Here is a 17,707-nt window from a genome sequence, read left to right on the forward strand (position 1 = left end):
AGTCAAACAAGCGATTTCTTCCTTTTACATCAATTGAGAAAAAGGGGTTGAAAAAGGTGAGAAAAAGCTTTGTTTTGCTTTTAACGGGACTGCTTGCTGTTCTTATTCTTTCTGCCTGCGGGCAAAAAACACAGCAAGATATTGTGGCCGGGTTAGATGAAAAGGCGAAAGAATACACCTCGTACAAAGCAAAAGCGAAAATGACCATCGAGACAGGGAGTGAGCCTCAAGTATACAATGTGGAAATCTGGCACAAAAAGCCGTCTCTGTACAGGGTTTATTTAGAAAATCCGAAAAAGGACCAAAACCAAGTCATTTTACGAAATGAAAACGGAGTATTCGTTCTCACGCCGTCTTTAAATAAGAGCTTCAGATTTCAAAGCGATTGGCCGAACAACAGCAGCCAGGTTTATCTGTTTGAATCGCTCGTAAAGGATGTTCAAAACGATTCGGATGCAGTTTTCACAGCGAAAGAAAAGAAATACGTATTCGAAACAAAAACAAACTATCAGCATAACAAAATGCTGCCCACGCAAGAAATTACATTTAACAAAAAAGATATGAGCCCGTCATCTGTCAAAGTGATGGATACTGACCGCAAAGTGATGGTCAAAGTAGAATTCAGCAGCTTTGAATTTAATAAACAATTTGATAAAGAATCATTTGATGAAAAGAAAAATATGACCCTTTCTCAAATGGATGTCGCCACAAGCGCGAAGCCTTCCGATACATTTGCGGTCAAAACGCCGCTGGAACTGCCGCTTGGTGTCAAGCTGCTTGAAGAAAAAGATATATCTACTGAAGACGGGAAGCGCATCATTATGACGTACGGAGGAGAAAAATCATTTACGTTAATTCAGGAAAAAGCCCAGATTGCCAAGGCTTCCTCCTCCGTTACGCTGAACGGCGAACCGGTAAATCTCGGCTACACCATCGGCGCCCTGTCGGATGCATCATTATCATGGACATATGACGGCGTAGATTACCTTCTCTCTTCTAAAGATCTTTCTAAAGAGGAAATGGTGACAGTAGCGAAAAGCATGCAGGGACAATCATCGAAATAACCGCCAAAGGCCAAACATGATTTGGCCTTTTTTTCGTTAGACATCGTTTCCCTTTAGCCTTTAATTTTAGTATGATATGTAAATGATATTGAATAAAAGCTAGGAAGTGTCGTAATGAGCACAAAACCTTTTTACCGAGATACGTGGGCGGAAATTGACTTGTCCGCGATAAAAGAAAATGTCAGCAATATGAAAAAACATATCGGTGAACATGTCCACCTGATGGCAGTTGTGAAAGCAAACGCCTACGGGCATGGTGATGCAGAAACAGCAAAGGCTGCTCTTGACGCAGGTGCTTCATGCTTGGCGGTGGCCATTTTGGATGAAGCGATTTCACTGCGCAAAAAGGGATTGAAGGCGCCTATATTGGTGCTTGGCGCGGTTCCCCCGGAGTATGTTGCAATCGCTGCTGAGTATAACGTGACCTTAACAGGTTATTCTGTTGAATGGCTTCAGGAGGCAGCCCGCCACACGAAAAAAGGTTCCCTTCATTTTCATCTGAAGGTCGATACGGGGATGAACAGGCTTGGTGTAAAAACAGAGGAAGAAGTTCAGAACGTGATGGCAATTCTTGACCGCAACCCTCGTTTAAAGTGCAAAGGGGTATTTACCCATTTTGCGACAGCGGATGAAAAAGAAAGAGGCTATTTCTTAATGCAGTTTGAGCGCTTTAAAGAGCTGATTGCTCCGCTGCCGTTAAAGAATCTGATGGTCCACTGCGCGAACAGCGCCGCCGGACTCCGGCTGAAAAAAGGCTTTTTTAATGCAGTCAGATTCGGCATCGGCATGTATGGCCTTCGCCCGTCTGCTGACATTTCGGACGAGATACCGTTTCAGCTGCGTCCGGCATTTACCCTGCATTCCACGTTGTCACATGTCAAACTGATCAGAAAAGGCGAGAGCGTCAGCTACGGAGCCGATTACACAGCAGAAAAAGACACATGGATCGGGACGGTGCCTGTAGGCTATGCGGACGGCTGGCTCCGAAAATTGAAAGGGACCGACATCCTCGTGAAGGGAAAACGCCTGAAAATTGCCGGCCGAATTTGCATGGACCAATTTATGGTGGAGCTGGATCAAGAATATCCGCCGGGCACAAAAGTCACATTAATTGGCCGGCAGGGGGATGAATATATTTCCATGGATGAGATTGCAGGAAGGCTCGAAACCATTAACTATGAGGTGGCCTGTACAATAAGTTCCCGTGTTCCCCGTATGTTTTTGGAAAATGGGAGTATAATGGAAGTAAGAAATCCTTTATTGCAGGTAAATACAAGCAATTAACTTACCTAAATGGAGAATTCATAAAACAGCTTTGCTTGAAGAGTGAATAATGGTATCATTATCACTGGATGGATAAAAGAGTCGTATCCGTAAGTTTGGTGGAGGTGTATGTTTTTTGTCTGAATCCAGCGCAAGAACCGAAATGAAAATCAGCTTGCCCGAAAACCTAGTAGCTGAATTGGATGGTGTAGCGATGCGGGAGAAACGAAGCAGAAACGAACTGATATCACAAGCAGTGAGAGCGTATGTCAGCGAACGAACAACTCGTCACAACCGTGATTTGATGAGACGCGGCTATATGGAAATGGCGAAAATCAACCTGAATATTTCTTCTGAGGCTCACTTTGCGGAGTGCGAGGCTGAAACGACAGTTGAGCGCTTAGTCAGCGGAGGATAATCATTTGATTGTGAAACGCGGCGATGTTTATTTTGCTGATTTATCTCCTGTTGTTGGCTCAGAGCAAGGCGGGGTGCGCCCGGTTTTAGTGATCCAAAATGACATCGGAAATCGCTTCAGCCCAACTGCTATTGTTGCAGCCATAACAGCACAAATACAGAAAGCGAAATTACCAACCCACGTCGAAATCGATGCAAAACGCTACGGTTTTGAAAGAGATTCCGTTATTTTGCTGGAGCAAATTCGGACGATTGACAAGCAAAGGTTAACGGATAAGATTACTCATCTGGATGATGAAATGATGGATAAGGTTGATGAAGCCTTACAAATCAGTTTGGCACTCATTGATTTTTAGACATATTTGCAGGTTGCTCAAATAGAGCAACTTTTTTTGTTTTCAAAAAACATAAACGATATAATAGTGAAATAACGAAAAAAATATGTTGTTTTTTATTGGGAGGTAAGCGAATTTGATGTCGAATCAGACTGTATACCAGTTCATTGCCGAAAATCAAAATGAACTGCTCCAACTGTGGACTGACACACTAAAAGAATTAAGCGAGCAAGAATCCTATCAGCTGACTGACCAAGTGTATGAAAATATATCTAAAGAATATATCGACATTCTGCTGCTGTCTGTTAAGGACGAAAACGCTGCTGAAAGCCAAATCAGCGAACTGGCGCTTCGAGCGGTCCAAATCGGACTGTCTATGAAGTTTTTGGCTACTGCGCTTGCTGAATTCTGGAAGCGTCTCTACACGAAAATGAATGATAAGAGATTGCCAGATCAAGAGAGCACGGAATTAATCTGGCAGATTGACCGCTTTTTCAGCCCGATTAACACAGAAATTTTTAATCAATACTCAATCTCATGGGAAAAAACAGTATCCCTGCAAAAAATCGCGCTGCAAGAGCTGTCTGCGCCGCTTATCCCGGTGTTTGAAAATATCACTGTGATGCCTCTTGTCGGAACAATTGATACCGAACGCGCGAAACGAATTATGGAAAACCTTCTTAATGGCGTCGTCAAACACCGTTCCCAAGTCGTGCTGATTGACATTACAGGTGTCCCTGTCGTCGATACGATGGTTGCCCATCATATTATTCAGGCATCAGAAGCTGTAAGGCTTGTCGGAGCAAAATGCCTGCTGGCCGGAATCCGTCCGGAAATTGCTCAAACAATCGTCAACCTGGGGATTGATTTATCCCAAGTTATAACTAAGAATACCCTGCAAAAAGGAATTCAAACAGCATTGGAAATGACGGATCGAAAAATCGTTTCATTGGGGGAATAACATTTTGAGACATCCGAAAATCCCGATCTTGAAACTGTATAATTGCTTATTAGTATCCATTCAATGGGAACTTGATGACCAGACAGCATTAACTTTTCAAGAAGACTTATTAAATAAAATATACGAAACAGGTGCTAACGGAGTCGTCATTGACCTGACATCTGTGGATATGATTGATTCATTTATCGCGAAAGTGCTGGGCGACGTCATTACAATGTCTAAGTTAATGGGGGCTAAAGTCGTCTTGACCGGCATTCAGCCCGCTGTGGCAGTGACGCTGATTGAACTTGGAATCGCACTTGAGGAAATCGAAACTGCGCTCGACTTAGAGCAGGGGCTTGAGACATTGAAGCGGGAATTGGGGGAATAGCGAATGAACGACCAATCCTGTGTAAGAATCATGACAGAATGGGATATTGTGGCCGCCAGACAGCTGGGACGAAACGTTGCGAAAGAACTGGGTTTCGGCACGGTAGACCAGGCTAGAATTACAACGGCTATTTCAGAATTAGCCAGGAATATTTATTTATATGCCGGCAAAGGGCAGATTGGAATTGAACAGGTCGCAGACAGAGGAAAAAAAGGCCTGAAAATCATAGCGGAAGACCAAGGGCCGGGAATTCCTGATATCCGAAAAGTCATGGAAGACGGGTTTTCAACGTCTGGAGGACTTGGTGCGGGACTTCCCGGGGTCAAAAGGCTGATGGATGAATTCAGCTTAAATTCCGTATCGGGGGAAGGAACAGAGATACAAGCCATCAAATGGCTTCGGTAGGAGGTAAGAACGTGGATTTTAGGGAGGTTATTGAGCAGCGGTATCATCAGCTGCTTAGTCGATATATAGCCGAATTAACAGAAACATCTTTATATCAAGCCCAAAAATTCAGCCGAAAAACAATCGAGCACCAAATTCCTCCGGAAGAAATCATCAGCATTCACAGAAAAGTGCTGAAGGAGCTGTATCCAAGTCTCCCGGAAGATGTGTTTCATTCGCTGGATTTTTTAATAGAAGTCATGATTGGCTATGGAATGGCTTATCAGGAGCATCAAACCCTTAGAGGGATACAGCAGGAAATCAAATCAGAAATTGAAATCGCGGCAAATGTCCAGCAGACGCTTCTCGGAACTAAAGTTCCTCAGGAGGAAGCGCTGGATATCGGCGCCATCAGTGTTCCCGCTAAACAGATGAGCGGTGATTACTACCACTTTGTCAAAGACAAGGAATCCATCAATATCGCAATCGCGGACGTGATCGGAAAAGGCATTCCAGCGGCTTTATGCATGTCCATGATTAAATACGCGATGGACTCTTTGCCGGAAACGGGCATACACCCTTCTCAAGTGCTGAAAAATTTGAATCGTGTTGTTGAACAAAACGTTGATGCCAGTATGTTTATTACGATGTTTTATGCGAATTACAATATGGACAAGCATCAATTTACATATGCTTCAGCGGGACATGAACCGGGATTCTATTATTCTCAAAAAGACAACACGTTTTACGATTTAGAGGCCAAAGGACTCGTTCTCGGCATCTCGCAGGACTATGACTATAAACAATTCGATCAGCATCTGGAAAAGGGCGATATGATTGTTTTATTTTCTGACGGCGTCACAGAATGCAGAACGGAAAACGGTTTCTTGGAGCGTCCTGATCTGCAGAAGCTCATTGAGGAACATATGTGTTCCTCCGCGCAGGAAATGGTCAAAAACATTTATGACAGCCTCCTCAAATTGCAGGATTTTCAGCTTCACGATGATTTTACGTTAATTGTTTTGCGGAGAAAGGTTTAACGTCTGTCAGACCAGGGTATAAAGCAACTAGTGATTTGAAGGAAAATTTGAGGTGATACGAATGAATATAAATGTTGATGTGAAGCAAAACGAGAATGATATACAAGTAAACATTGCAGGAGAAATTGATGTATACTCAGCCCCGGTGCTTAGAGAGAAGCTCGTTCCTCTGGCAGAACAAGGAGCTGACTTAAGAATTTGTCTGAAAGATGTCAGCTACATGGACAGTACCGGATTGGGCGTTTTTGTAGGGACCTTTAAAATGGTGAAAAAACAAGGTGGTTCGCTGAAACTTGAAAATCTTTCTGAACGGCTGATCCGACTGTTTGACATTACAGGCTTGAAGGACATCATTGATATTTCTGCAAAGTCAGAAGGTGGAGTGCAATGAAGAATAATGCTGATTACATCGAAATGAAAGTGCCGGCCCAACCTGAATATGTGGGAATTATAAGACTGACGCTGTCAGGGGTCGCAAGCAGAATGGGCTATACGTACGATGAAATTGAAGACTTGAAAATCGCAGTCAGTGAGGCGTGCACAAATGCGGTTCAGCACGCTTACAAAGAAGATAAAAATGGGGAAGTGTCAATACGATTCGGTGTGTTTGAAGACCGTTTAGAGGTTATTGTGGCGGATGAAGGAGACAGCTTTGACTTTGATCAAAAGCAGCAGGATCTAGGGCCGTACACACCTTCGCACACAGTTGATCAATTATCAGAAGGAGGGCTCGGTCTATATTTAATGGAAACGCTCATGGATGAAGTCAGAGTGCAAAACCACTCCGGCGTCACCGTAGCGATGACAAAGTATTTAAATGGGGAGCGAGTTGATCATGACACAACCATCAAAAACTACGAAACTAACTAAAGATGAAGTCGATCGGCTCATAAGCGATTACCAAACAAAGCAAGATGAACAAGCGCAGGAAACGCTTGTGCGGGTGTATACAAATCTGGTTGACATGCTTGCGAAAAAATACTCAAAAGGCAAAAGCTTCCATGAGGATCTCCGCCAGGTCGGCATGATCGGGCTGCTAGGCGCGATTAAGCGATACGATCCTGTTGTCGGCAAATCGTTTGAAGCTTTTGCAATCCCGACAATCATCGGTGAAATTAAACGTTTCCTCAGAGATAAAACATGGAGCGTTCATGTGCCGAGACGAATTAAAGAACTGGGTCCAAGAATCAAAATGGCGGTTGATCAGCTGACCACTGAAACACAAAGATCGCCGAAAGTCGAAGAGATTGCCGAATTCCTCGATGTTTCTGAAGAAGAGGTTCTTGAAACGATGGAAATGGGCAAAAGCTATCAAGCCTTATCCGTTGACCACAGCATTGAAGCGGATTCGGACGGAAGCACTGTCACGATTCTTGATATCGTCGGATCACAGGAGGACGGATATGAGCGGGTCAACCAGCAATTGATGCTGCAAAGCGTGCTTCATGTCCTTTCAGACCGTGAGAAACAAATCATAGACCTTACGTATATTCAAAACAAAAGCCAAAAAGAAACTGGGGACATTCTCGGTATATCTCAAATGCACGTCTCGCGCTTGCAACGCAAAGCTGTGAAGAAGCTCAGAGAGGCCTTGATTGAAGATCCCTCGATGGAGTTAATGTAATGATCCAGGTTGAAGAAAACGAGCATATTCAAACTCTAGTATATCAACTGAATAAAGAAGGGAAATCGATTTGCGGTGACAGCTTTTTTATGAAAGCTGATGATAAGGAGTTAATTTGCGCGGTTGCTGACGGACTGGGAAGTGGATCACTTGCTAACGAATCCTCTGCAGCCATCAAAGACTTAGTGGAAAACTATGCGAGTGAAGACGTAGAAAGCATTATCGAACGCTGTAATCAGGCGATGAAAAACAAAAGAGGCGCTACAGCATCTATCCTGAAAATCAATTTTGAGCAAAGGCAGTTTACGTACTGCTCTGTCGGAAATGTACGGTTTATTCTGCATTCCCCGTCTGGTGAAAGCTTTTATCCTCTGCCGATTTCGGGCTATTTATCAGGCAAGCCGCAAAAATACAAAACGCACACCGCCACCTATGAAAAGGGTTCAAAGTTCATTATACATACAGATGGACTCAACGTACCTGATATCCGCTCCCATTTGAAAAAAGGCCAATCGGTAGAAGAAATATCGAATTCGCTGAAAATGTATACGACATCGAGAAAAGATGACCTGACCTATATTCTTGGACAGCTGTCCTAAGAGAATAAGAACAAGAAGAAGCTGGAATACCGGCTTCTTTTTTTTATGTGTTTTTTTCGGTTTTTGATACACTAGAGAAAGAACGACAAAATTGGAGGCTTTGGTTACATGGAAACGTCAGCCCTTTTAAAACAGCAAATTGCGAAAGAAATAGGTTTATCACAAAAACACGTTGAAAGTGTCATCCGCCTGCTTGAGGACGGCAATACAGTCCCGTTTATTGCCCGGTATCGAAAAGAGCAGACGGGTTCAATGGATGAGGTTCAGATTCAGACGATTTCTGAACGCTGGCAATACATACAAAACCTGAATCAGCGAAAAGAAGAAGTCATCAGGCTGATTGCAGAGCAGGATAAACTGACAGATGATCTAAAACGTAAAATCGAGCAATCGGTGAAGCTTCAGGAAGTGGAAGACCTTTACCGCCCTTATAAACAAAAACGCAAAACAAAGGCGACAGTTGCCAAAAGCAAAGGCCTTGAGCCGCTTGCCGACTATATCCTGACACTTCCCCAAGATGATCGTCTGGCAGCAACTGCAGACCAATACATCAGCGAAGAAAAAGAAGTGTTCACACGAGAAGAAGCGATTGAAGGTGCCAAGCACATTATTGCAGAACAAATCTCAGACGAGCCGACCTTCAGAAAGTGGATTCGCCAGGAAACCTTCAAAAGAGGAACCATTAAGTCTGCAGCCGGAAAGTCGGCAGACACCGATGAGAAAAATGTGTATGAAATGTATTACGAGTATGAAGAGCCAATTGCAAAAGTCGTTCCGCATAGGGTGCTGGCAATGAACCGCGGCGAAAAAGAAGACATTTTAAAGGTGTCGATCGAACCGCCTGCGGATCACATTAAGGCGTATTTAGAAAAACAAATCATCAAAAATCGCTCAACATCCGTAAAAGAGATTTTGCAGGAGACAATTGAAGACAGCTATAAAAGGCTGATCCAGCCGGCAATCGAGCGTGAAATCAGGAAAGAGCTCTCAGAAAAAGCTGATGAACAGGCGATTCATATTTTCTCAGAGAACTTGAGAAAACTTCTTTTGCAGCCGCCGATGAAAGGCAAAACCGTTCTCGGTGTTGACCCAGCCTTTCGAACCGGCTGTAAGCTCGCTGTGTCAGATGAGACTGGAAAAGTCTTGAAAATTGATGTGATCTATCCGCATGCGCCAGTCAACAAAACAAAAGAAGCCCATGAAAAAGTGAAAAAGATTCTTGAGCAGTATCAAGTCGAGATGGTGGCGATCGGAAACGGCACAGCATCCAGAGAAACAGAACAATTCATCGTCAATGTACTCAAAGACATGCCGCGCAAAATTTATTATGTGATCGTCAATGAAGCGGGAGCAAGCGTCTATTCGGCTTCAGAGCTGGCCAGAGAAGAATTCCCTGACCTTAAGGTTGAAGAGCGCAGTGCTGTATCTATTGCGCGAAGACTTCAAGACCCGCTCGCGGAGCTCGTTAAGATCGATCCGAAGTCTGTTGGTGTCGGACAGTATCAGCATGACGTCAGCCAAAAACGCTTAAATGAATCTCTGCGGTTTGTCGTCGAAACGGTCGTAAACCAGGTGGGAGTAAACGTCAACACAGCCTCCGCCGCGCTGCTTCAGTATGTAGCGGGATTATCGAAGTCTGTAGCAGGCAACGTTGTCAAAAAACGTGAGGAAATCGGAAAGTTTTCAAATCGAAAAGAACTGAAGGACATCCCAAGGTTAGGTGCGAAAACCTACGAGCAATGTATCGGTTTCTTAAGAGTGCAGGAAGGGACAGAGCCTTTGGATAGAACAGGCATCCACCCGGAAAGCTATAAAGAAACAAAAGCACTTTTGAAAAAACTCGGACTTTCAACAGAACATATCGGCACGGCGGAATTGAAGGACAAAATCAATCAGCTGGCGCTCTCTGAAACGGCAAAAGAGCTGGGAATCGGCGAAATCACTCTGAAAGACATTTGTGAACAGCTGACAAGGCCGGAACGCGATCCGCGCGATGAGGTGCCTAAGCCTTTGCTGAAAACAGACGTCCTTCAGCTGGAAGATTTGAAAGAGGGAATGGAACTGCAGGGCACCGTGCGCAATGTAGTGGACTTCGGAGCGTTTGTTGATATTGGAGTCAAACAAGACGGGCTTGTGCATATCTCAAAATTGAGCAATCAATTCGTCAAGCATCCTCTTGATGTCGTATCTGTCGGCGATATTGTGACAGTTTGGGTTGACGGCGTAGATGTACAAAAAGGCAGAGTATCGCTGTCTATGGTAAAATAAAAGCACTGCTTACGAGCAGTGTTTTTTCCTATAGAAATACCAGCATTGATTCAGCAGTTTAATTTGGTAATTATCTTTTTCAAGGAACGCTTTTTGCATCTGCTTTTTAAGCCAATTTGGCATAGGCTCATTCCTCCTCAGCTTTTATCATAAGAGGGACGGTGATTACCATATTGTATGCGAACGGTGAATTGTCCCGTTCAATGTTTTTTAAGTGAGGTGCACTATGGATAATATAGAGCTTCAAAAGCTGACAGAGGATATTTCTGAAACGTATTTTAAAAAGCCGTTCCGCCATCAGGCGCTTTTTAATGACAGGCTTAAAACCACTGGCGGCAGGTACCTGTTAACCTCCCATAACATTGAATTGAACAGAAAATATCTGATTGAACACGGCAGGGAGGAGCTGATCGGCATTATCAAGCACGAGCTCTGCCATTATCACCTCCACCTTGAAGGAAAAGGGTACAAGCACAGAGACAGAGATTTTAGAATGCTTTTGCAGCAAGTCAACGCGCCGAGGTTCTGTACACCCCTTAAGAAAAAAGCGGAAAACAAAAAAACTTATATGTATATCTGTACGGCCTGCGGCCAACAGTATATAAAGAAGCGCGCCATGAACCCTGACAGATACAGGTGCGGAAAATGCCGCGGGAAAATAAAAAGAATTTTTTCGTGAAAAAGGTTGACGAATATGGCAAGCCTATGTTACATTATAAAAGTCGTTACGAGAGATAAATAAAAATATTTACCTCTTGACACTGTAAATCAAGGCTGATAAAATAAGTCTTGTCTCATTATTCCACAGTAGCTCAGTGGTAGAGCTATCGGCTGTTAACCGATCGGTCGCAGGTTCGAATCCTGCCTGTGGAGCCATATTGGAGAAGTACTCAAGTGGCTGAAGAGGCGCCCCTGCTAAGGGTGTAGGTCGCGTAAGCGGCGCGAGGGTTCAAATCCCTCCTTCTCCGCCATAAGATTTCGATATAAGTTCTCAACCATCGGCCCGTTGGTCAAGCGGTTAAGACACCGCCCTTTCACGGCGGTAACACGGGTTCGAATCCCGTACGGGTCATTCCATTTCGTTGGGCTATAGCCAAGCGGTAAGGCAACGGACTTTGACTCCGTCATGCGTTGGTTCGAATCCAGCTAGCCCAGCCATTTTTATTTTTTGAAATCTAATAGTAAGAGCCATTAGCTCAGTTGGTAGAGCATCTGACTTTTAATCAGAGGGTCGAAGGTTCGAGTCCTTCATGGCTCACCATTTGTCTTTTTGCGGGTGTGGCGGAATTGGCAGACGCGCTAGACTTAGGATCTAGTGTCTTACGACGTGGGGGTTCGAGTCCCTTCACCCGCACTTTATTTACAAAGTGCACGCAAATCGGTTTTACTAGATTAAGAGCCTACTAAACCAGCACAAACACAATTTCATGATCACGCGGTCGTGGCGGAATGGCAGACGCGCTAGGTTGAGGGCCTAGTGGGTGAATAACCCGTGGAGGTTCAAGTCCTCTCGGCCGCATCAATGATACCAAGGGTTAGAGTACCTTGGTATTTTTTGTGTCTTTTGAACAGAACGTATTTTGTGACTAAAACTGACCACTTACTTTAAGTAGGTGGTCTGATTTGTCCGCAAAAGTATATAGTTTAATAAGATAAAAAGGGCATTGTATATTAGCATACAAAATATGTTATGCCCTTTTTTGTTTTAATAACGCCTCCGTTATTTTAAGGGTACAATGTTACTTTATTATGGTATAAAAACAAGTGTCGGTCAGCTTGCTTCCATCTGCGGATAAATCATCATTTCTTAAAGTGCCTTCGAATACAAAACCAAGTTTTTCTGGAATAGCACGACTTTTAAGGTTTGTCGATTCACACCTTATTTCAATTCTTCTAAATTTGATATTGTTTAACCCAAAGTCAGCTAATTTCTTTACTGCTTCTACCATATACCCATTCCCGCTAAATGTGGTATTTCCCCAGTATCCAATTTCACATTTAGGTATGTCCCAGTCAATCCCCTGAAGGCTAGTTATTCCAATAAAGCCCTTGGTATCTTTATTAAAAATAAGAAAACGAAAACTTTTTCTTTTTAGAAAATTTATATGGGCAAGTCTTAAATTTATCTCTGTTTCTTCAACAGTGGGAAGTTTTTGAGCAAATGGCAACCACGCTTTTAATTCATTAAAGGAATCCCTAATTGCTTGGTTTACAATTTTCCCGTCTCCTGTTTGGTGTGGTGCTCGAAGGATTAGTCTTTCTGTTTCCAATTGTAAAGGCACATCTAACAATAAAGGATTCATTTGATTTCTCCTCTCGGAAGTTCAATGTTAAAAATTGAAAATAAGTAATGAAAACTCTTATCTCTAAGAAATAATTTTTGAGGACGAGTTACAACTTCTTGGTATCTATTTGTTTATCTATGACACCTCCAGTAAGAATTGAATATTTTTTATTCTCATCAAAGAACTTTTTCACTCTAGAGTAATGCACATTTAGCCTCACATACATTTGATTTTGGTTTGCAATTCATCGATCTTATTAAGTTCGTACTCATAATCACAGTTTTCTTCTAAAACAAAATTCATAGTTTCAAAGAAACGTCTCGCATTCTTTAAGAGTGATTCAAAAAAATCAAGTTTCGGTAGTAATACTTTTTGTTTTTGGTCAATTTCAAATAACAACATATCATTCGATATTGATTTCATTTTCAATAGAAGGGGTTGATCTGGAAAATAAGTTTCGCTTTTTCCTGTTTCAATAGCTTCTTCAATTAGATTTAAAAAATAAGCCCACAATTGGTCAACCAAGTCCCACATAGTGACATCAAGCAAATCTTGTTCACCATATTTTAAAATAATCGCCCCCGATAAATAGTAAGAGTCTAACTGTGGTTTTATGTTCTTTAGTCCCTCTATATTGCTAAGTGGAACAAAGTAATCGTCAATATTATTTTTTAAGATTGAAAGATCGTTTATCTTCTTATTTGGCCTAAGAATTAATGATTGAATATAAAACATTTTACCTCTCCTGTTTTTCCGGATAGAATTGTCCTACTCTTCCTTTTTGAAAGCCTACAACATATTGTTGACCCTCATATGTTCCTCTAATTTGATAACTAAATTTAGTTCCTTTTTTCGTTAACTCTTCACGGTTTTGTTTCATAATTGATTCTATCGCATCTGCAACATCGTTAACAGTCATCTCTTTATTGAGAAAAGATTGTTGAGATTTAACTGAACCATCCCATAAATTAGGATGATGGCGCTCTAAAATATGCTTCATTCCTCGTTTGTCTATGAGGAATGATTGTCCTCCAAAAATGTATTTTCTGCTTTGAAAAGTTTTTAATTCGTTTACAACTTCATGAGGCTCAGCTTTCTTTAATCCTTGTACAGTAGACGAGGTCTTGAATATTTCAAGTGCAGAGCTTTTATAATTCTCTCCATCAATCACGTTGAAAGGAAAAGTCCCTGAACCACCAGCCATTGCATACTGTTGTTCAAAAACATTTGGTATTTTAACATGTTCAATACCTTTTTTTATTCCTGTTTTTGAAACTTCAAGTGTCTTAAGTGCAGCAACTTTTGAACCGGCTTTTGCAACTTTGGATACTTTATCAATACCCTTCGGACCAACTATTGCAAGAACAACAGTACTCCCTACATAGGAAACCCATTTTGCTCTGCTGTAGCTATCTCCATTAATCATATCACGTTGAAAAGTGTCTTCTATGTCTTTTGCTATGATCTTATAAGTATCGATTGGATGTAAGGCTGCGTTCACAGTTCCAGAAAGCGATTCAATCGGGTGTCTTGCAAGTTGATAGAGACCCATCACTGTATCTTTACCTGCTTCATACATTCCCACTGCAATACCTTTTCCAATTTTAGCTTTTTGTTGGAGTTCTTCGAGTTGGCGGAAATAAACTTGCTGCTCAGGTTCCAAATTCTCGTATCCTATTTTCTTCGCTATATTTAAATACTCGTCTGGATCTGTTACCTTTACAAGCTTTTTTTTCAAATCTTTAATTTCGCGTTTATTAGCTTCCTCTTTTTTGATCTTTAAATAAGCTTCAGATTGCTTTTCGATATCGCTTTTTTTCTTATGTATATCGCTCTCACGATATGCCTTGGCATTATAGTGAAGGGGTGTAGCATTCTTGCCCTTACCTGTTGATTCCTGTAACTTTTGAAAATCTGCTTTAATGAATTGTTCGTTAGGTTCAGTTATTGCATATTCAGTTTTTAAGTTTTCGTCCACATCGCCTATTTTATCAACAGTCTTTTTCCGTTTGTTTTCGGCAGAAGAGAGTTCATCCTTAAAAGTCTCAGTTGAAAATAAATCAAGTGGAAGAATGTCATCGATGTCATTCAGAATATCTTTCATTGCTTTCTTCTGCTCAGACATAATTGATTTTGATTTTTTATATGCGTTTGCTAATTCATGTTCTAAGAAGGATTCCTCGATATATGCATCAGATAAGCTGGCATCTTTTAAAACACCGGAGATACTAGCAAGGAATGCGATCTTCATTTCAATTAAATCAATCCATTGATCAGTGACACCCACATGATCGTGATAAAATGCTTTGATATTGTTTGCTCCCTTGCCAGAGAACTCACTATCATCCAGATCAGCAACAGCCTTAAATGCTTTTCTTAGCTTAATCATTTGATTTTTCAATTCTTTATAATCTTTTGCTCGATTTTCAGCTTCAGATAACAAAGACTTAGCTTCAAATACCTTCATTGTCCAATCCTTTCAGTAAGTTTATATCTAAATATTACCATGGAATAGATATGAAGTTTAAGGGGTAGGGAACGAATCTTAGATTATTTGAACATAATGAGAGTTGGAGAAATATGAAGTAAGGGTGTTTTTTTGCTCACCAATTATTAACGTAAAGAGAAGTTAGAAAGTGTAATGAAAATATTCTTACATAATCAGTGATTCTGTATTCTTTTGTTTGCTCTACAACTTCAGCGCCTCAGAGTCATAACCAAGAATCATTGTTCTGTATGCGCCACCAAAACCGTGTTCTTTTAAAAATATAAATTACACTAGATCGAACCTGACGGAATCATGAATTTCGTCAGGTTCTTTCTGCATTCTGGTTCATGATTAAATCAAAGTAATCTTAGTAAACATAAAAGTATTTTATATTTTTGTATAAGTTTACTTTACTTTTATATAAGGTGAGTTTATAATTTGGTTCAAGAGGTGATGGTCATGAAGAAAGATTTTGGTGATTCGATCTCAAATAAGGTTTATGAATATCGTGTACTTGCCAGATTGTCTCAGCAAGAATTAGCAAAGAAAGTCGGGGTTTCCAAACAAACCATCTTTGTAATGGAGAAAGGAAATTATGTTCCGACTCTGCTGTTAGCTTTTCGAATTGCCGAATTTTTTAATGTGGATGTAAACGAGATTTTTACTTATGAGAAAGGAAATGATCAAAAATGAAAATGAATTCGATCACAGATACGATCACTAACGCTATTTTTTCTCCTTTAAAGTCCTGGGCTGAACATTCTCCGGGAAATTGGAGTATTCTCATTGGCAGCGGATTTGTATTGCTTGTAGTTGGATTGATTCTAACAATCGTATTTACTAAAAAAATGGGTAAGAATGACGAAAGAACAAACCAAATCGCTTTAAAAGGTTGCCTCTGTATGTTATATGCACTAATTTTGTGCGACTTGGTTTTCCCAAAAGAATATATGTGGCAAGTTTTCTTCTTATTTAAGTATTCTATTGCATTCTTCGCTTCAGCAATCTATCTAGCCGTTCGATATAAAAAAGATTTTTTGTGAATTCAATTACCGAGAAAGATAGTGTCTCTGTAGTTTTAATTGTTTTAGGAGAGGGAACGAATATGAAATCATTTTATAATGAGATTTGGAGATATGGGAAAGTATGGGGGTTTTTTGCTCGCCAATTATTAACCACAATTCATACAAACCGTTAGAGATGATGTAAAATGTAATGAAAATAAGCTTTCATAACCAGTGATATGAATTTACCATGTTGAGGGCCCAGTGGAGTGAATAACCCGTAAAGGTTCAAGTTCTCTCGGCCGCACCCCCAATAATACCAAGGGTTTAACCATCTTTGGCGTTATTCTTTTGCGGAAAATACGGCAACAAATGTACCGCATTGTGGAGTCCACTAAAAAAGTGCTGACCTCTGTACAACATCGTTGCGCGAGTCTGCACTTTTATTCTGCGATTATGGGGAGTTTATTTTAATCCGTTGTTAGCCGCGCCGATACTTGGCTTTTAGAAGCTTTTTTTAAGTGGCTAAAACCAACAAATTTTTTGCCTTCTTCATCCCATAGGCGGAACTTTAACGACTTAAGGCTTGTTGCCAGTGTAATGGTCGGAACGTTTTGCAATGGTTCAGTGTTGTTATGCACTTTTTCAAGCTTATAGTTTGGGACTCTCGGGCTTAAATGATGAACATGATGAAAACCGATATTGCCTGTTAGCCACTGCATGACTTTTGGAAGCTTATAAAAAGAGCTTCCTTCAACTGCTGCTTTTACATATTCCCAATGCTCATCTTCTTCAAAATAAGAATCCTCAAACGTATGCTGAATATAAAACATCCAAATTCCGAGAGAGCCCGATATCATAAAAATCGGCACCTGAACCAGCAGGAAGTTTTGCCAGCCGACAGCCAAACATAAAAGTGCTGCCAAAGCGACGATCCCCAGGTTCGTTACATACGTATTCATCCGTTCTTTGCGTTTTGCCCCTTTTCGATTAAAACGATTGGCAATCCCGAAAACGTAAATCGGCCCGATAATAAACATAACAAACGGATTTCTGTACAATCGGTACATTATTTTGGTCTTAGTTGAGGCTTCCTTATATTCCTCAACCGTCAGTACCCAAATATCGCCTGTTCCGCGTTTGTCCAGATTGCTGCTTGTCGCATGATGGACAGAATGGTCGTGTGCCCAATGATCAAAAGGATGCAGAGTCAGAATTCCTGTTAATGTTCCAAGGATTCGATTCGCCTTTCTGTTCTTAAAAAAGGAATAGTGGCAGCAATCATGAAAGATGATGAAGGTTCTCACTAAAAAACCTGCCGCAACAACAGAAATCGCTAATGTAAGGAAATAAGAAATCGACAAGCTCTTATATGCCAAACACCATAATAGGAAAAATGGTACCAATGTGTTAATGATTTGACAAATGCTTTTGTGTAAATCGGACTTTTCATAAGGTGTAACCAGTTTTCTCAAAGTCCTTAGGTTTTGTTCTTTCATATTAAAAAGTTTCCCCTTCCCTGGTGATCTTCTAAGTGTAGAAAACGTTTTATAGCCTTAGAAGGCCCAACGTTATACACCTCATATATGATAAGTATTCTTCCTA

Annotated in this window: 21 protein-coding genes, 7 tRNA genes and 1 pseudogene; 23 read left to right on the forward strand and 6 right to left on the reverse strand. The window is 41.2% G+C overall.

Going from position 1 to position 17,707, the window contains the following annotated elements; all coding sequences use genetic code 11:
- Positions 1–47 precede the first annotated feature (47 nt).
- From ACFVP7_RS02690 to ACFVP7_RS02750, 13 genes are all read left to right on the forward strand, one after another.
- Complete coding sequence (locus ACFVP7_RS02690; RefSeq protein WP_003234282.1) at positions 48–1,064, forward strand: outer membrane lipoprotein carrier protein LolA; 1,017 nt, start codon at positions 48–50, stop codon at positions 1,062–1,064.
- Positions 1,065–1,178: 114 nt separating this feature from the next.
- Positions 1,179–2,348, forward strand: a complete 1,170-nt coding sequence (alr, locus tag ACFVP7_RS02695; protein ID WP_396582960.1) for an alanine racemase — start codon at positions 1,179–1,181, stop codon at positions 2,346–2,348.
- A gap of 115 nt (positions 2,349–2,463) precedes the next feature.
- Positions 2,464–2,745, forward strand: a complete 282-nt coding sequence (gene endB, locus ACFVP7_RS02700; protein WP_003225183.1) for a type II toxin-antitoxin system antitoxin EndoAI — start codon at positions 2,464–2,466, stop codon at positions 2,743–2,745.
- Positions 2,746–2,749: 4 nt separating this feature from the next.
- A complete protein-coding gene (ndoA, locus tag ACFVP7_RS02705; RefSeq protein WP_003156187.1) occupies positions 2,750–3,100 on the forward strand; it encodes a type II toxin-antitoxin system endoribonuclease NdoA in 351 nt (116 codons plus the stop codon).
- Positions 3,101–3,215: 115 nt separating this feature from the next.
- On the forward strand, positions 3,216–4,040 hold the full coding sequence (rsbRA, locus tag ACFVP7_RS02710; RefSeq protein ID WP_009966610.1) for an RsbT co-antagonist protein RsbRA: 825 nt from the start codon (positions 3,216–3,218) through the stop codon (positions 4,038–4,040).
- A 4-nt stretch (positions 4,041–4,044) separates the two neighbouring features.
- Entirely contained in the window at positions 4,045–4,410 is a 366-nt protein-coding gene (gene rsbS / locus ACFVP7_RS02715) for an RsbT antagonist protein RsbS (protein ID WP_003225190.1), read from the forward strand.
- A 3-nt stretch (positions 4,411–4,413) separates the two neighbouring features.
- Complete coding sequence (gene rsbT, locus ACFVP7_RS02720; protein ID WP_017697001.1) at positions 4,414–4,815, forward strand: serine/threonine-protein kinase RsbT; 402 nt, start codon at positions 4,414–4,416, stop codon at positions 4,813–4,815.
- Between the two features lie 11 nt (positions 4,816–4,826).
- Complete coding sequence (rsbU, locus tag ACFVP7_RS02725) at positions 4,827–5,834, forward strand: phosphoserine phosphatase RsbU (protein ID WP_003234295.1); 1,008 nt, start codon at positions 4,827–4,829, stop codon at positions 5,832–5,834.
- A 61-nt stretch (positions 5,835–5,895) separates the two neighbouring features.
- On the forward strand, positions 5,896–6,225 hold the full coding sequence (gene rsbV, locus ACFVP7_RS02730) for an anti-sigma factor antagonist RsbV (protein WP_003234298.1): 330 nt from the start codon (positions 5,896–5,898) through the stop codon (positions 6,223–6,225).
- A complete protein-coding gene (gene rsbW, locus ACFVP7_RS02735) occupies positions 6,222–6,704 on the forward strand; it encodes an anti-sigma B factor RsbW (RefSeq protein ID WP_003234299.1) in 483 nt (160 codons plus the stop codon). Before rsbV ends, rsbW begins: the two co-directional genes overlap by 4 nt.
- A complete protein-coding gene (gene sigB / locus ACFVP7_RS02740) occupies positions 6,670–7,458 on the forward strand; it encodes an RNA polymerase sigma factor SigB (RefSeq protein ID WP_003246715.1) in 789 nt (262 codons plus the stop codon). Before rsbW ends, sigB begins: the two co-directional genes overlap by 35 nt.
- Positions 7,458–8,057, forward strand: coding sequence for a phosphoserine phosphatase RsbX (gene rsbX / locus ACFVP7_RS02745; protein ID WP_003246608.1), 600 nt, complete (start codon positions 7,458–7,460; stop codon positions 8,055–8,057). The genes sigB and rsbX overlap by 1 nt, the downstream gene beginning before the upstream one ends.
- 108 nt (positions 8,058–8,165) lie before the next feature.
- Positions 8,166–10,325 (forward strand): Tex family protein, encoded by a 2,160-nt coding sequence (locus ACFVP7_RS02750; protein WP_015252761.1) that lies wholly within the window; start codon positions 8,166–8,168, stop codon positions 10,323–10,325.
- 9 nt (positions 10,326–10,334) lie between these two features.
- Here ACFVP7_RS02750 and cmpA read toward each other — a convergent pair whose 3' ends face one another.
- The gene (gene cmpA, locus ACFVP7_RS02755) at positions 10,335–10,448 is read right to left on the reverse strand and encodes a cortex morphogenetic protein CmpA (RefSeq protein ID WP_003225207.1); all 114 of its coding nucleotides are present in this window, start codon (positions 10,446–10,448) and stop codon (positions 10,335–10,337) included.
- Positions 10,449–10,551: 103 nt separating this feature from the next.
- On the opposite strand from cmpA, the gene ACFVP7_RS02760 reads away from it, so the two are divergent.
- The 8 genes from ACFVP7_RS02760 to ACFVP7_RS02795 all read left to right on the forward strand — a co-directional run bounded on the left by ACFVP7_RS02760 (position 10,552) and on the right by ACFVP7_RS02795 (position 11,844).
- Positions 10,552–11,004 (forward strand): SprT family protein, encoded by a 453-nt coding sequence (locus tag ACFVP7_RS02760; RefSeq protein ID WP_071581000.1) that lies wholly within the window; start codon positions 10,552–10,554, stop codon positions 11,002–11,004.
- Between the two features lie 122 nt (positions 11,005–11,126).
- Positions 11,127–11,201, forward strand: a tRNA-Asn gene (locus tag ACFVP7_RS02765).
- A gap of 4 nt (positions 11,202–11,205) precedes the next feature.
- A tRNA-Ser gene (locus ACFVP7_RS02770) sits at positions 11,206–11,296 on the forward strand.
- 29 nt (positions 11,297–11,325) lie between these two features.
- Positions 11,326–11,397, forward strand: a tRNA-Glu gene (locus tag ACFVP7_RS02775).
- Between the two features lie 11 nt (positions 11,398–11,408).
- Positions 11,409–11,483 (forward strand) — tRNA-Gln (locus tag ACFVP7_RS02780).
- A 27-nt stretch (positions 11,484–11,510) separates the two neighbouring features.
- Positions 11,511–11,586, forward strand: a tRNA-Lys gene (locus ACFVP7_RS02785).
- A gap of 11 nt (positions 11,587–11,597) precedes the next feature.
- Positions 11,598–11,679, forward strand: a tRNA-Leu gene (locus tag ACFVP7_RS02790).
- Between the two features lie 81 nt (positions 11,680–11,760).
- Positions 11,761–11,844, forward strand: a tRNA-Leu gene (locus tag ACFVP7_RS02795).
- 220 nt (positions 11,845–12,064) lie between these two features.
- Here the strand turns inward: ACFVP7_RS02795 and ACFVP7_RS02800 are convergent.
- From ACFVP7_RS02800 to ACFVP7_RS02815, 4 genes and pseudogenes are all read right to left on the reverse strand, one after another.
- Positions 12,065–12,628 (reverse strand): GNAT family N-acetyltransferase, encoded by a 564-nt coding sequence (locus tag ACFVP7_RS02800; RefSeq protein WP_396582961.1) that lies wholly within the window; start codon positions 12,626–12,628, stop codon positions 12,065–12,067.
- A gap of 198 nt (positions 12,629–12,826) precedes the next feature.
- A complete protein-coding gene (locus ACFVP7_RS02805) occupies positions 12,827–13,345 on the reverse strand; it encodes a hypothetical protein (RefSeq protein ID WP_268487031.1) in 519 nt (172 codons plus the stop codon).
- 1 nt (position 13,346) lies between these two features.
- Positions 13,347–15,077 (reverse strand): T7SS effector LXG polymorphic toxin, encoded by a 1,731-nt coding sequence (locus ACFVP7_RS02810; protein ID WP_338732415.1) that lies wholly within the window; start codon positions 15,075–15,077, stop codon positions 13,347–13,349.
- A 202-nt stretch (positions 15,078–15,279) separates the two neighbouring features.
- A pseudogene (locus tag ACFVP7_RS02815) lies at positions 15,280–15,377 on the reverse strand (SMI1/KNR4 family protein); the annotation flags it as partial.
- 180 nt (positions 15,378–15,557) lie between these two features.
- Here ACFVP7_RS02815 and ACFVP7_RS02820 point away from each other — a divergent pair.
- Entirely contained in the window at positions 15,558–15,791 is a 234-nt protein-coding gene (locus ACFVP7_RS02820) for a helix-turn-helix transcriptional regulator (protein ID WP_003240464.1), read from the forward strand.
- Positions 15,788–16,141 (forward strand): hypothetical protein, encoded by a 354-nt coding sequence (locus ACFVP7_RS02825; RefSeq protein WP_049140443.1) that lies wholly within the window; start codon positions 15,788–15,790, stop codon positions 16,139–16,141. The genes ACFVP7_RS02820 and ACFVP7_RS02825 overlap by 4 nt, the downstream gene beginning before the upstream one ends.
- 431 nt (positions 16,142–16,572) lie before the next feature.
- On the opposite strand, the gene ACFVP7_RS02830 is transcribed toward ACFVP7_RS02825, so the two are convergent.
- Positions 16,573–17,601 (reverse strand): fatty acid desaturase, encoded by a 1,029-nt coding sequence (locus ACFVP7_RS02830; protein ID WP_041336973.1) that lies wholly within the window; start codon positions 17,599–17,601, stop codon positions 16,573–16,575.
- Between the last annotated feature and the right edge of the window lie 106 nt (positions 17,602–17,707).

Origin of the sequence: Bacillus sp. SG20033 (genome assembly GCF_044570195.1) — a bacterium.
Taxonomy (GTDB): domain Bacteria; phylum Bacillota; class Bacilli; order Bacillales; family Bacillaceae; genus Bacillus; species Bacillus subtilis.